This is a genomic window from Pseudomonas atagonensis (assembly GCF_011369485.1).
GTDB classification, from domain to species: domain Bacteria; phylum Pseudomonadota; class Gammaproteobacteria; order Pseudomonadales; family Pseudomonadaceae; genus Aquipseudomonas; species Aquipseudomonas atagonensis.
The window spans coordinates 198,924-213,240 of sequence record NZ_VXCA01000009.1 but is presented as its reverse complement, the minus strand read 5'-3'; the positions used below and the strand labels follow the sequence as shown (position 1 = coordinate 213,240).

The following is a 14,317-nucleotide window of genomic DNA, read 5'->3' as shown; positions in this document are numbered from 1 at the left end:
ACTGTCGAACAAAAGTTAGAAATAGCTGAAATTTCTTCTTCTTTAGCATCCAGCATCAAACTTTCACCTTTTTCGGATGGCAATCGACCAACCTTAACGATTATTCTCACAACGCAGTCGGAGGCCACCAGCCTTTCATCTGTAGTTTTACTACTCGTCTATACATCCGAAAGGCTGAAATGCTCAAAGATTTGTAGTAAAACTACACGCCGCCGGAACAACCTGTCGGCAATCCAAGAATTTTAAATCGTCTGCCCACAAGGCCAGTCGCAAACTCAGGCAACCGATTCTGGAAGCCTTTCCGCCCTGGAGCAAGCCATGCAAGACCTCGATCCCGTCGAAACCCAGGAATGGCTGGACGCCCTGGAATCGGTTCTCGACAAAGAAGGCGAAGACCGTGCTCACTATCTGATGACCCGTATGGGCGAACTCGCGACCCGCAGCGGCTCGCAGCTCCCTTACGCCATCACCACGCCTTACCGCAACACGATCCCCGTTACCCACGAAGCACGCATGCCTGGCGACCTGTTCATGGAACGCCGCATTCGCTCGCTGGTACGCTGGAACGCGATGGCGATGGTAATGCGTACGAACCTGAAAGATTCTGACCTGGGTGGTCACATCTCCAGCTTCGCTTCCAGTGCGACCCTTTATGACATCGGCTTCAACTACTTCTTCCAGGCCCCGACCGACGAACACGGCGGCGACCTGATCTACTTCCAGGGCCATACCTCGCCAGGCGTTTACGCCCGTGCGTTCATGGAAGGCCGCATCACCGAAGACCAGATGAACAACTTCCGCCAGGAAGTCGACGGTCAGGGCTTGTCGTCCTACCCGCACCCTTGGCTGATGCCTGACTTCTGGCAGTTCCCGACCGTTTCCATGGGTCTGGGTCCGATCCAGGCGATCTACCAGGCACGCTTCATGAAGTACCTGGAACACCGCGGATTCATTCAGCCGGGCAAACAGAAAGTCTGGTGCTTCCTGGGTGACGGCGAGTGCGACGAGCCGGAATCCCTGGGCGCGATCTCCCTGGCCGGCCGCGAGAAGCTGGACAACCTGATCTTCGTCATCAACTGCAACCTGCAGCGCCTCGACGGCCCGGTTCGCGGCAACGGCAAGATCATCCAGGAACTCGAAGGCGTGTTCCGCGGTGCTCAGTGGAACGTGACCAAAGTCATCTGGGGCCGTTTCTGGGATCCACTGCTGGCCAAAGACGTCGACGGCATCCTGCAACGTCGCATGGACGAAGTCATCGACGGCGAGTACCAGAACTACAAAGCCAAAGACGGCGCGTTCGTTCGTGAACACTTCTTCAACACGCCTGAGCTGAAGGCGATGGTTGCTGATCTGTCCGACGATGAGATCTGGAAACTCAACCGTGGCGGCCACGACCCGTACAAGGTCTATGCGGCGTACCACGAAGCGGTCAACCACAAAGAACAACCAACCGTCATCCTCGCCAAGACCATCAAGGGTTATGGCACCGGTGCCGGCGAAGCGAAAAACACTGCGCACAACACCAAGAAAGTCGACGTCGACAGCCTGAAGTTGTTCCGCGACCGCTTCGACATTCCGGTGAAGGACGAAGAGCTGGAGAACCTGCCGTTCTTCAAGCCAGAACCAAACAGCGCCGAAGCCCGCTACCTGAGCGAGCGTCGTGCTGCACTGGGCGGTTTCGTACCTCAGCGCCGCGCACAAAGCTTCAGCGTACCGACCCCGGATCTGGATACCCTCAAGGCGATCCTCGACGGTTCCGGCGACCGTGAAATTTCCACCACCATGGCGTTCGTGCGAATCCTCGCGCAACTGGTCAAGGACAAGGAAATCGGCCCGCGCATCGTTCCGATCATCCCGGACGAAGCCCGTACCTTCGGCATGGAAGGCATGTTCCGTCAGCTGGGCATCTACTCGTCCGTTGGCCAACTCTACGAGCCAGTCGATAAAGACCAGGTGATGTTCTACAAGGAAGACCAGAAAGGTCAGATCCTTGAAGAAGGCATCAACGAAGCAGGCGCCATGAGTTCCTTCATCGCGGCTGGTACTTCGTACTCCAGCCACAACCAGCCAATGCTGCCGTTCTACATCTTCTACTCGATGTTCGGCTTCCAGCGTATCGGCGATCTGGCCTGGGCTGCTGGCGATAGCCGCACCCGTGGCTTCCTGATCGGCGGCACCGCCGGCCGTACCACCCTGAACGGTGAAGGCCTGCAGCACGAAGACGGTCACAGCCACCTGCTGGCTGCCACCATCCCGAACTGCCGCACCTACGATCCGACCTACGGCTACGAGCTGGCGGTGATCATTCAGGACGGCATGAAGAAGATGACCGAAGAGCAACAGGACATCTTCTACTACATCACCGTGATGAACGAGTCGTACCAGCAGCCAGCCATGCCGGCCGGTGCCGAAGAAGGCATCAAGAAAGGCATGTACCTGCTCGAAGAAGACACCCGCGAAGCGGCGCACCACGTACAGCTGATGGGTTCCGGCACCATCCTGCGTGAAGTCCGTGAAGCGGCGAAGATCCTGCGTGAAGAGTTCAACGTCGGCGCTGACGTGTGGAGCGTCACCAGCTTCAACGAACTGCGTCGCGACGGCCTGGCCGTAGAGCGCAGCAACCGCCTCAAGCCTGGCCAGAAGCCTAAGCAGAGCTACGTTGAAGAGTGCCTGAGCGGCCGTAAAGGCCCGGTCATCGCGTCTACCGACTACATGAAGCTGTTCGCCGAGCAGATCCGTCAGTGGGTACCGTCCAAGGAGTTCAAAGTCCTGGGCACCGACGGTTTCGGCCGCAGCGACAGCCGCAAGAAACTGCGTCATTTCTTCGAAGTCGACCGTCATTTCGTGGTGTTGGCAGCCCTGGAAGCACTGGCTGACCGTGGCGATATCGAACCTAAAGTCGTGGCCGAGGCCATTACCAAGTTCGGCATCGACCCGGAAAAACGCAACCCACTGGACTGCTGAGGAGAAACTCTGTGAGCGAACTCATTCGCGTACCTGACATCGGCAGCGGTGAAGGTGAAGTAATTGAACTGTTTGTGAAGGTCGGCGACCGTATCGAAGCCGACCAGAGCATCCTGACCCTGGAATCGGACAAGGCCAGCATGGAAGTGCCGGCCCCGAAAGCCGGCGTCATCAAGAGCCTGAAAGTGAAGCTGGGCGACCGTCTGAAAGAAGGCGACGAACTGCTTGAGCTGGAAGTCGAGGGCGCCGCTGAAGCGGCCCCTGCACCGGCTGCTGCTCCGGCCAAGAAAGCCGAAGAGAAACCGGCTGCCGCTCCTGCCGCCGCGCCAGCCGCTGCCCCTGCTGCCGCTTCGGTTCAGCAAGTGCATGTGCCGGACATCGGTTCGTCGGGCAAGGCCCAGATCATCGAGATCCAGGTCAAGGTCGGCGATAAAGTCGAGGCTGATCAATCATTGATCACTCTGGAATCCGACAAGGCGAGCATGGAAATCCCGTCGCCTGCCGCTGGCGTGGTCAAGGCCATCAGCGTCAAGCTCAACGACGAAGTCGGCACTGGCGACCTGATTCTGGATCTGGAAGTGGCGGGTGCTGCGGCCCCTGCTGCCGCCGCTCCGGCCCAGGCTGCTGCACCGGCTGCTGCTGCTGCACCTGCTCCGGCAGCCGCTCCAGCAGCACCGGTTGCCGACAGCGTTCAGGACATCCACGTTCCGGACATCGGTTCGGCCGGCAAGGCCAAGATCATCGAAGTATTGGTCAAGGCTGGCGACAGCGTTGAAGCCGACCAGTCGCTGATCACCCTGGAGTCCGACAAGGCGAGCATGGAAATTCCATCGCCTGCCGCTGGCGTGGTGGAAAGCATTTCCATCAAGCTGGACGACGAGGTCGGCACTGGCGACCTTATCCTCAAGCTGAAAGTCAAAGGCGCCGCTCCGGCTCCAGCTGCCGCTGCTGCTCCGAGCGCTCCGGCGCCAGCCGCTGCTGCTCCGGCCGCCGCTGCACCTGCTGCTGCCGCTCCGGTTGCTGCTCCAGCCAAGCCAGGTGCGAAAGTTCACGCCGGTCCCGCCGTGCGTCAACTGGCTCGCGAGTTCGGCGTCGAGCTGAACGCTGTCGGCGCCAGCGGCCCGCACGGTCGTATCTTGAAAGAAGACGTGCAGACTTATGTCAAAGCGATGATGCAGAAGGCCAAGGAAGCACCGGCGGCTGCAGCGGGCGCAACCGGTGGCGCGGGCATCCCGCCGATCCCGGTCGTCGATTTCAGCCGTTTCGGCGAAATCGAAGAAGTGCCGATGACTCGCCTGATGCAGATCGGCGCGTCGAGCCTGCACCGCAGCTGGCTGAACATTCCACACGTGACTCAGTTCGATTCGGCTGATATCACCGAGCTGGAAGCGTTCCGCGTGGCGCAGAAAGCCGTAGCAGAGAAGGCCGGCGTCAAGCTGACCATCCTGCCGCTGCTGCTCAAGTCGTGCGCGCACATGCTCAAGGAGCTGCCGGACTTCAACAGTTCGCTGGCGCCAAGCGGCAAAGCGATCATCCGCAAGAAGTACGTCAACATCGGCTTCGCCGTCGACACTCCGGATGGCCTGCTGGTACCGGTCATCAAGAACGTCGACCAGAAGAGTCTGTTGCAACTGGCAGCCGAAGCCGCTGCGCTGGCAGCCAAGGCCCGCGACAAGAAGCTCACCGCTGACGACATGCAAGGCGCCTGCTTCACCATTTCCAGCCTCGGTCACATTGGCGGCACCGGCTTCACGCCGATCGTCAACGCGCCGGAAGTGGCGATCCTCGGTGTTTCCAAGGCAACCATCCAGCCAGTCTGGGACGGCAAAGCCTTCCAGCCGAAACTGATGCTGCCGCTGTCGTTGTCCTACGATCACCGTGTGATCAACGGAGCCGCTGCCGCACGCTTCACCCAGCGTCTGGGTAGCCTGCTGGCGGACATCCGCACCATCCTGCTGTAACTCGAACAGGCCCTCCGGCAACGGAGGGCCTGTTGCGACACCCTTTCGAGCGCCACACGCTCGTACCTCAACCCCGTCAATTGACGGGGCTTTTTTTTGCCTGTCAGACTCCCACCAGTTTTTATTCCTACACGCCCCGCTTACTTGAACTACAGAGCCTGTCCCCTTCCTCGCGATATTTTTTATCAGCGGGCAACTAACCTTTGCCTGACAAGTTAAAACACCACACTTTTTTATCCACCAACACTTCGAACGGATTCGAACATGTTAAAACCGACTGTTGGCCCTATCATTGGCCACACCACAACTAACCAGGCGCGAATATTCATTCGTGGCAACCATCAGAACAACAACACGGTATTTGCCGGAGTCCGCTACCGAAAATCCGACACAAAACAATGGTCAAGAGGCACCTTCGCAAAACTTTGCAAGTTATACGACATGTCGGAAGTCCTCACTCTCGACAACTTGAGCGAAGACACCGAATACGAATATCAAACCGGCTGGTTCAGTCCGATGAATCCTGTCCATACAGTAGAAAGCGTGGCTGAGCTGCCACTGCAATGGCCGAGGGAGATTCACCGCTTGCGCACACGCAGCAGCTCTCCCCTGCAGCCGCGCGCCTACATCGTCGGTTCGTGCCGTTATCTGCGCATGACCGCAGGCATGCCTATTCTTCCACTGCTGGGTGACCGGATCTTCACGTCCATCAATCAACTGATCGAAGGTGCGCAACCGCCCATCAGTGCCACGCTGATGACCGGCGATCAAATATACGCTGACGACCTCAACCGGATTTCACCGGACAGGGAACTTGAAGACATATTAAAAAAATACCGCGTCGCTTTTTCCCAACCCGGCATTCAACGCTTAATGTCCAGCGTGCCTACTTACATGATTCTCGACGATCATGAGATCGAAGATAACTGGCCCGCCAATGCCACACATGAAGATCAGGCGTTATATCGCAATGCGACAACGGCTTATGAGATTTATCAGGCCAGCCACAGCCCGGCCCTTGATATCGGTAATGACGGAAAAGTTGATCGTTCATCCATCGAGCATTACTGGTATCAGTTCAGCGACGGCGATATTGAATGGTTTGTCACCGATAGCCGTACACGCCGCAACTTGTCGATTGATGACCGACGCATCCTTGATCAGGCCCAGGAGCAAGCGCTGCTCAACTGGTTGAGCAACACCACGGCGCGAGTCAAATTCGTGGTCACCAGCGTGATGTTCTACCCGGATCGAAAAATCCTCGGCGATGACGCCTGGCAGGCCTTTCCGCAACAACGTCTGCGCCTGCTCGAAGCCATTCGGGTCCAGGGTATCAAGAATGTCGTGTTCATCAGCGGCGACGTCCACGGCTCGCTGACCGCGCGCCTGTTTCACAGCGAAGACCCGCACTTCGAAGTCCACACCGTGGTGTCGTCGCCCCTGTGCAACAGCAAGCTGTTGCCGTATGCCCGGGCGTCCACGTTCATCCTCGACCAGCCACTTGTGTGCTCACCGGCCGGGGACTATGTGCATGAACTGACCAGCGAGGTTATCAGCCAGGACAACTTCGCGCACATGGTGATCGAGGCCGGGCAGATTCGGGTCAATTATCACGACCGCGACGGTAAACACCTGCAGTCGGTTGAAATTGCGCTGCACTGATTTTCTGCAAAAGAGCGCCGTGCAAACGCGCCAACCGCTCTGGCACGGCATTCTTGCGCAGGTCTCAGATTAGTTTTTGCCACACGCTGGAGAAATGCCTGACGCCGCCGACATATTCTTATAGCACTTGGCCTTCATCTCTCTTGTCAGTCGGTGCTGCAATGATGCAACCTTGCCGCAGGCAACAGTTAAGAGGGCGAGAGCCCGGCGCGTTCAGCATATTTCCAAGCGAGTTCCCTTCATGAAGAGCCAACCCGATGCCGCCAGCCGTATGGCGGCCGAGGTAGTGACGCAGTTGCCTGTGCCCTCGCGGCTCGGCATGCTGCGTTTCGAGCGCTTGAACGAAGCCAGCTGGGCGATGCTGTTTCTCGATCCCAATTGCGAACGCCAGTTCGGCCAGCCTGCCGTCGAACTCTGTGCGCTGGTCGGTTCGCCCTACGCCAGCCTGATGGAGCCGGAAGCACGCTATCAACTGCACGACGCGATCCAGCAACAACTCGGTAACAGCCCGCATTATCTGGTGCGCTACACCCTGCACACCGCGGCTGGCGTGCTGAGCATCCTCGAGCTCGGTGAAGCCTACAAACAACACAATCGACATCTGCTGCGCGGCTATCTGCTAGCGGTCGATGACATCTTCGACGAAGTGCCTGCCCTGCCCTCCGTCGACCTCGAAACCCAGAATTCGCGCCTGCAGATCGCCCTCGAACTCAACCAGCGCGCCCAGCAGGAACAACTGCAACACCTCGAACGCGTGCGCGCCCAGCAAGATCTGATTCTGCTGCTCGCCCGCCAGCGCTACAGCTCGCACAACTCGCTGCAAGAAGCGGCCGAACTGATCACCCGTTGTGCCTGCGATATCTATGAAATCGACTGTGCCAGCCTGTGGAACCTCGTAGGCCAGCAACTGGTGCCGATCTCCGCGTATCACCGCGCCACGCAGGAATACATCCTGCCGGACGTGATCGACGTCAGTGGCTTCCCCGACTACATGGAAGCGCTGCACGGCAGCCGCGCCATTGATGCGCACAATGCGATGCGTGACCCGCGTACCCGTGAAATGGCCGAAGCCCTGCGTCCGCGTGACGTCAACGCGATGCTCGACGCCAGCATCCGCGTCGACGGCCAGGTGGTCGGCGTGTTGTGCCTCGAGCAGACCGGCGTCACCCGCGCTTGGCAGTCCGATGAAATCGCCTTTGCCGGCGAGCTGGCCGACCAGTTCGCGCAAGTCATCAACAACCACAACCGCCGCACCGCCACCAGTGCCCTGCACCTGTTCCAGCGTGCGGTCGAGCAAAGTGCCAACGCCTTTTTGCTGGTCAACTGCGACGGCGTGGTTGAGTACGTCAACCCGAGTTTCACCGCGATCACCCAGTACACCACCGAGGAAGTCCACGGCCAGCGCCTGTCGGAACTGCCAGCCTTGGAAAACCTCAGCGAACTGCTGTTCGACGCGCCCTCGGCGCTGGCCAAGAGCAACAGTTGGCAGGGCGAATTCAAGAGCCGCCGCAAAAATCTCGAACCGTACTGGGGCCAGCTGTCGATCTCCAAGGTGTATGGCGACAACCGCGAGCTGACCCACTACATCGGCATCTACGAAGACATCACCCAGACCAAACTGGCGCAGCAGCGCATCGAGCGTCTGGCGTACACCGACAACCTGACCAACCTCGGTAACCGGCCGGCGTTTATCCGCAACCTGGACGAGCGCTTTGCCCGGGATAGCGATACCCCGATCAGCCTGTTGCTGGTGGACATCGACAACTTCAAGCGAATCAACGACAGCCTCGGCCACCAGACCGGCGACAAACTGCTGATCAGCCTCGCCCGCCGTCTGCGCAACAGCCTGAGCCCCAGCGGCAGCCTCGCGCGTTTCGCCAGTAACGAATTCGCCGTGCTGCTCGACGACACCGACCTTGCCACCGGCCAGCAGATCGCCAACCAATTGTTGGCGACGCTCGACAAACCGATGTTCGTCGACAACCAGCTAATCAGCGTCACCGGCTCTGTCGGCCTCGCGTGCGCACCGTTGCACGGTCGCGACCCGCAAACCCTGATGCGCAACGCCGGTCTGGCCCTGCACAAGGCCAAGGCCAACGGCAAACATCAGGTTCAGGTATTCACCGAAGCACTCAACGCCGAGGCCAGCTACAAACTGTTCGTCGAGAACAACCTGCGCCGCGCCCTGACCCAGAACGAACTGGACGTGTTCTACCAGCCCAAGCTGTGCCTGCGCAGCGGTCGCCTGCTGGGCATGGAAGCGTTGCTGCGCTGGAATCACCCGGAGCGCGGGATGATCCGCCCCGACCAGTTCATCAGCGTCGCTGAAGAAACCGGTCTGATCATTCCGATCGGCAAATGGATCGCCCGTCAGGCCTGCCGCATGAGCAAAGCGCTGACCGCGGCCGGCATGGGTAATCTGCAAGTGGCGATCAACCTGTCACCCAAACAGTTCTCCGACCCGGATCTGGTCGCGTCCATCGCCAATATCCTCAAGGAAGAAGCGCTGCCGCCCAATCTGCTCGAACTGGAACTGACCGAAGGCCTGTTGCTCGAAGCCACCGAAGACACGCACCTGCAGCTCGATCAGCTCAAGCGCCTGGGCCTGACCCTGGCCATGGACGATTTCGGCACCGGCTATTCGTCGCTTAGCTACCTGAAGAAATTCCCGATCGACATCATCAAGATCGATCGCAGCTTCATCCACGAGATTCCCGACAATCAGGACGACATGGAAATCACCTCGGCGGTGATCGCCATGGCCCACAACCTGAAACTCAAAGTCGTGGCCGAAGGCATCGAAACCGCCGAGCAACTGGCATTCCTGCGCCGGCACCGCTGCGACGTCGGCCAGGGCTACCTGTTCGACCGGCCAATCCCTGGCAATGAGCTGATCCACACGCTCAAACGCTACCCGCGCGGCCCGCTCTGCCTCTGACCCCTGGCCACAGGTGCAAATCACCGCACATTTTGGGTAGTGATTAACTGGGCATCATTGGGCACACTGGTGGTCTGTCTATTTACATCCCATCCTGACTGAGAGGAACGATCATGGTTCTGCGCTCGGAAATTCTGGTGAACAAAAACGTGCTACCGACCAAAGAACAAGCTCTGCCCGGCCGCGAAACCGCGATGACCCTGCCTGAAAAACACTTCGTATTCGAAGAAACCCCGCTGCTCGGCCCGTTCTTTCAGGACGTCGATTTCGCGATCTTCGGTCTGGGCTGCTTCTGGGGTGCGGAGCGCCGTTTCTGGCAGCGCGAAGGCGTGGTCAGCACCGTCGTCGGCTACGCAGGCGGCTTCACGCCAAACCCGACCTACGAAGAAGTCTGCTCGGGACTGACCGGCCACGCCGAAGTGGTATTGGTGGTGTATGACAAGGAAAACGTCAGCTACGAAGAGCTGCTGGCGATGTTCTGGGAACTGCACAACCCGACGCAGGGCATGCGCCAGGGCAATGACATCGGCACGCAGTACCGCTCGGTGATCTACGCGACCCATCCGGAGCAACTGGATGCGGCGCTGAAGAGCAAGGCTGTTTATCAGGCAGAATTGTCGAAGGCAGGTCTGGGCGAGATCAGCACCGAGATCGAACAGGCACCGACCGTTTACTTCGCCGAGGCGTATCACCAGCAGTATCTGGCGAAAAATCCGGAAGGCTACTGCGGAATTGGCGGCACTGGCGTGTGCATGCCACCGAGTCTGGCAGGTAACTAATCCCGCCGCCGATCGTTCCCACGCTCTGCGTGGGAATGCCTCAATGGACGCTCTGCGTCCGCTGTTGGGACGCGGAGCGTCCCGNNAGCGTGGGAACGATCAGTCAGTGATCAGCTCTCGGCAATCAACCAATCCATCTGCCAGCCACCCTGGGTCTGCCCAAGCTTTTTCGACAACCACGGCAGCAGCTCACGCAATTCTTCCTCCAGCCCCCACGGCGGATTGGCAATCGCCAGCCCGGAGCCGTTCAGGCTGTTCGGCGTGTCCAGCGGATGCACCAGCAATTCCACACGCAGCAGTTTCGGTGCGCCAGTGCCGGCCAGGTCCTGATAGAAACGACGCAGCGCCCGCTGGTCTTTCACCGGATACCAGATCGCCGCGACGGTCTGGCGCATCCGGCCAATGGCCTCTTTCATCGACGCCGCACAGCGCTGCATCTCATCGAGTTGTTCGAACGGCGGATCAATCAGCATCACCGCACGCTTCTCCTGCACCGGCAACATCGCCCGGGCGACATGCCAGCCTTCGCCCAGATGCACCTTCACCCGACGATCACCGGCCATGTTGTCCTTGAGCAGCACGCCGTCTTCCGGGTGCTTCTCATTGAGCATCACCCGATCCTGCGGGCGGGTCAGACGCCGCGCCAGCTCAGGCGAACCCGGGTAATAGCGCAACTGGCCATCCGGGTTCATGTCGTGCAGCACTTTCATGTAATCGGCAGTCAGCGCCGGTAGGTCGGGCTGATCCCACAACCGCGCGATGCCTTCCAGATACTCGCCGGTGCGATTGGCCTGATCGCCCTGCAGGTCATACAGACCGATGCCGGCGTGGCTGTCGAGATAGGCAAACGGCTGTTCCTTGCGCGACATCAGGGCGATGAGGCGGGTCAAGGTCAGGTGTTTGAACACATCGGCGTGATTGCCGGCATGGAAGGCGTGACGATAATTCATGGCTGCTCCTGCGAGGGCCGTGAAGTTTACCTTTTACCGGGCGGCAAGTCAGGGGTTGGGGGCTGAGTGGCCTCTTACATGTAAGAAACTGCGCACCAGTCGCAACGTTTCTGATTGTTCTTACATACTGCCACCACTCTCGCGGTGACAACGAAAAGACTATCCCTGCAACCCGCCGCCCAACCGCTCATGAAAACCACCGCAACTCACAGGAAACGTCCGAAGCCTTTGCCCGGAAAACTCACTCCTCCTCGCCCTGCAAATAACCCAACAACGCCGATTGAGATGATTCTTCCGACGTTGAAAGCTGAAAAAACTGCCTGACCTTGCAGCGCAGATTTGCTTCGGGGAAGGCCTCATACAGCGCGGGATGCTCCTCGCTCAACCATTGCACGGCGTTGCCGACCTGGACTTCATTACCCGCCGAGGCCAACACCGATTCAGGTACCGTCCACCAGGGAAATACCCGTCCTGAAACCTTGGCCCTGCCGCCGATTTCAACGGCGTGCCCATTGATCAAACCGCGCGCGACTATTGGCAGCAACTGCGCTGCATTCACCTCTGCGGACTGCAGGATGGGCAACAGAAACCGCCCGTCCCAGAAACGAAAAAACACCGTTTTGCCATCCGGCATCGACACCTGTGTCAGGCTGCGCAAATGCTCGACCACCACCTCCAGACTCGCTGCAGACACCGCCAGCCAGCCCCAGTCGCGGGACTCGGTGGTTGCTACCCAGTCGAGAAACTCACTGTTCGCCGCGACAATTCCCACGTAAGGCATCACTGCGTCCCACTCGGCGTAAATCGTCTCCGCCCAGACCGGACTTGCGGCCAACGGTGGCAACTCGGCAGCGCTGGCATGACTGAATATGGCAAACAACTGCTCTGAAGGTTTCAGCGGTTCACGCGCCAGCCATAGCGAAGGCTTGAGAAAATCAGGCTGCACAGACACCTTCCCTGCAACGCTCACACTCTTCGCAGAACGGCGCAGCACTTTTAAGACTCATGATTTGTGCAGCGGTGAGCATGGCGGCAGATGCTGCAGCCAGTTTTTCGGGCAACCCCGGGACGACCGGTGCTGCACTCATCGCCGCCATCGGCGCACCACCCACCACAATCGGCACGCTGCTGAAAATCCCGCCGGGGCCAATGTTTATCCAATGCCCGCCCGCCTGAATCGTCGCGCTCGCACCGCCGTCGATGACCACTTGCTGGCCGGCGCTGACGTGGATCTGCTGACTGGCAGTGGTCACCTGACTGCCCACTTTGATGTGCCGGTCTCCGCTCACGGTCAGGTGATCGTCCTGTTTCACCTCGGCCTGACGCTGACCGTGGGTGATGCGTTGCTCATCCGCTTTCAATTCGTGCTTGGCGAGACCGCGGACGACGACGCTGCGCTGGTTGTCGACCTGCACCTGTTGGTCGTGCAGCACATGCTGGGTCCAATTGCGTTGAGCACGCAGGTAGATTTCCTCGGCGCCTTTTTTGTCCTCGATGCGCAGCTCGTTGTAGCCGCCACCACCGGGACTGCTCTGGCTGCGGAAGATGCTGCGGGTCTTGTCGGCCGGCAAGTCCAGCGGTACCGGAGTCGCTGCATTCGGCAGACAACCCATGATCAGTGGTTTGTCGGCGTCGGCATCGATGAAGCCGACCAACACCTCCATGCCAACTCGAGGTATCAGCACGCTGCCGTAACGGTCATGCGCCCAACCGGTGGCAACACGCAGCCAGCAACTGGAGTGATCGTTCAGCTCACCGTCACGATCCCACGCCAGTTGCACCTTGACCCGACCGTACTCGTCGCAGTGGATTTCACTGTCCTGCGGACCGGTGACGACAGCGGCCTGATAACCAGACATCCGTGGTTTTTCCGTCGCCAATGCCGGACGAAAGAACACGTCCCACGGCGTGGCAAGAAACGTATTACGGTAACCCTGGAACTCTCCTCCATCGCTGGTCGCCGATTCCTCCAGCACTTGCGGCTGACGGCCGTGATGCTCAATGGCAGTGAGCAGCCACAGATCATTCCAGTCCTGACGGGGATGCTCGGTCAGTTGCAGGAAATGTCCGCAAACCAGTGCGGATTCATCGCTGATACCCGAAGCCTGACGGTAATCGGCGACATGTCGCTCAAGCGCACGTTGAGTAAGGTGTTTACCGGTTTCTCGATTATTGAATTGGCCGGGGAACCGATAGTCCTCCAGCGCTGGGCGCTGTTCACCGTCGACGCGACATTCCAGTTGCAGGCGCGGCTTCTCGAAGTTGTAATCGCGACGCGTCACCACGCTGGTGCGGGTTTCTACGCGAACGTTGAAACGTTTGATCGCCGGAGCACCGCCGACCATACCGCTGCCGGGCAGATACAGCGTCGGTGTAGCCAGTCGCGCAAACACCGTCTGATCATCACCGAACACCAAAAAATGGCCTTCGGGACTGTGTTGAAAGTGGTAGTGAATGCCGACTTCTGCACACAGCCGCTGAATGAAGGCCAGGTCGCTCTCGGCGTACTGCACGCAATATTCCCGCACCGGGTATTCGCTGCCGAGGCGAAATTCGAAGGCATCGCGCAGGATCGCGTGATCCTTGAGGATCCTTTCAACAATTTGCGGAACGCTTAGGTGCTGAAAAATCCGTTGATTGATCCGATGCCCGAGGTAAGTCAGACGCGGGACAAGGCTTACGCGATAACGCGTCAGCCGATGCCCGGAATCGCCCTGCCCGACCTGATAAATCTGACCGTGCACGCCGCAACCCTCTGCATCAAAGCTCAGAAATGCCTGACAGTGCAGCAGGCTTTCGAGATCCAGATCCGGTCGTTCACTGACCAGCTCCAGCTCGAACCGAAAGGGTTGGCTGATGGCTTCCTTGCCCGTGAATTCAAGCACCTTGAGGTCATGCTGGACGCCTTCGAGGGTCAACGTGAAACGCGGTTGGTTGGCAGGCGCGAACATCCGATGTTTCTCTGCAGATTGAGGGCGGGCGATTCTGCATGAGGGACAAGGGATATTGAGTGGGTAACGTGGAAATCAGATTTGCCCTACTTCAACTGTCGAATTTCCCTTC

Annotated in this window: 8 protein-coding genes; 5 read left to right on the top strand and 3 right to left on the bottom strand. The window is 59.0% G+C overall.

What is annotated here, in order from left to right; all coding sequences use genetic code 11:
* The first annotated feature begins 318 nt into the window (after window positions 1-318).
* The 5 genes from aceE (at window position 319) to msrA (ending at window position 10,304) form a co-directional block, all read left to right on the top strand.
* Window positions 319-2,964, top strand: a complete 2,646-nt coding sequence (aceE, locus tag F2P67_RS06465) for a pyruvate dehydrogenase (acetyl-transferring), homodimeric type (protein WP_166218677.1) — start codon at window positions 319-321, stop codon at window positions 2,962-2,964.
* 11 nt (window positions 2,965-2,975) lie between these two features.
* On the top strand, window positions 2,976-4,925 hold the full coding sequence (aceF, locus tag F2P67_RS06460; protein ID WP_166218675.1) for a dihydrolipoyllysine-residue acetyltransferase: 1,950 nt from the start codon (window positions 2,976-2,978) through the stop codon (window positions 4,923-4,925).
* A gap of 264 nt (window positions 4,926-5,189) precedes the next feature.
* On the top strand, window positions 5,190-6,587 hold the full coding sequence (locus tag F2P67_RS06455; RefSeq protein ID WP_166218673.1) for an alkaline phosphatase D family protein: 1,398 nt from the start codon (window positions 5,190-5,192) through the stop codon (window positions 6,585-6,587).
* 241 nt (window positions 6,588-6,828) lie between these two features.
* A complete protein-coding gene (locus F2P67_RS06450) occupies window positions 6,829-9,525 on the top strand; it encodes a putative bifunctional diguanylate cyclase/phosphodiesterase (RefSeq protein WP_166218671.1) in 2,697 nt (898 codons plus the stop codon).
* Between the two features lie 113 nt (window positions 9,526-9,638).
* A complete protein-coding gene (gene msrA, locus F2P67_RS06445) occupies window positions 9,639-10,304 on the top strand; it encodes a peptide-methionine (S)-S-oxide reductase MsrA (protein WP_166218669.1) in 666 nt (221 codons plus the stop codon).
* Between the two features lie 110 nt (window positions 10,305-10,414).
* On the opposite strand, the gene F2P67_RS06440 is transcribed toward msrA, so the two are convergent.
* The 3 genes from F2P67_RS06440 to F2P67_RS06430 form a co-directional block, all read right to left on the bottom strand.
* Window positions 10,415-11,254 (bottom strand): 23S rRNA (adenine(2030)-N(6))-methyltransferase RlmJ, encoded by an 840-nt coding sequence (locus tag F2P67_RS06440; RefSeq protein WP_166218667.1) that lies wholly within the window; start codon window positions 11,252-11,254, stop codon window positions 10,415-10,417.
* Window positions 11,255-11,495: 241 nt separating this feature from the next.
* Complete coding sequence (locus tag F2P67_RS06435; protein WP_166218795.1) at window positions 11,496-12,200, bottom strand: DUF4123 domain-containing protein; 705 nt, start codon at window positions 12,198-12,200, stop codon at window positions 11,496-11,498.
* Window positions 12,190-14,205 (bottom strand): type VI secretion system Vgr family protein, encoded by a 2,016-nt coding sequence (locus tag F2P67_RS06430; RefSeq protein ID WP_166218665.1) that lies wholly within the window; start codon window positions 14,203-14,205, stop codon window positions 12,190-12,192. The genes F2P67_RS06435 and F2P67_RS06430 overlap by 11 nt, the downstream gene beginning before the upstream one ends.
* Window positions 14,206-14,317 lie beyond the last annotated feature (112 nt).

Excerpts from the sequence above, each read along its gene's own strand:
- aceE (WP_166218677.1), top strand. The coding sequence starts at position 319 with ATGCAAGACCTCGATCCCGTCGAAACCCAGGAATGGCTGGACGCCCTG.
- F2P67_RS06455 (WP_166218673.1), top strand. The coding sequence starts at position 5,190 with ATGTTAAAACCGACTGTTGGCCCTATCATTGGCCACACCACAACTAAC.
- F2P67_RS06450 (WP_166218671.1), top strand. The coding sequence starts at position 6,829 with ATGAAGAGCCAACCCGATGCCGCCAGCCGTATGGCGGCCGAGGTAGTG.
- msrA (WP_166218669.1), top strand. The coding sequence starts at position 9,639 with ATGGTTCTGCGCTCGGAAATTCTGGTGAACAAAAACGTGCTACCGACC.
- F2P67_RS06440 (WP_166218667.1), bottom strand. The coding sequence starts at position 11,254 with ATGAATTATCGTCACGCCTTCCATGCCGGCAATCACGCCGATGTGTTC.
- F2P67_RS06430 (WP_166218665.1), bottom strand. The coding sequence starts at position 14,205 with ATGTTCGCGCCTGCCAACCAACCGCGTTTCACGTTGACCCTCGAAGGC.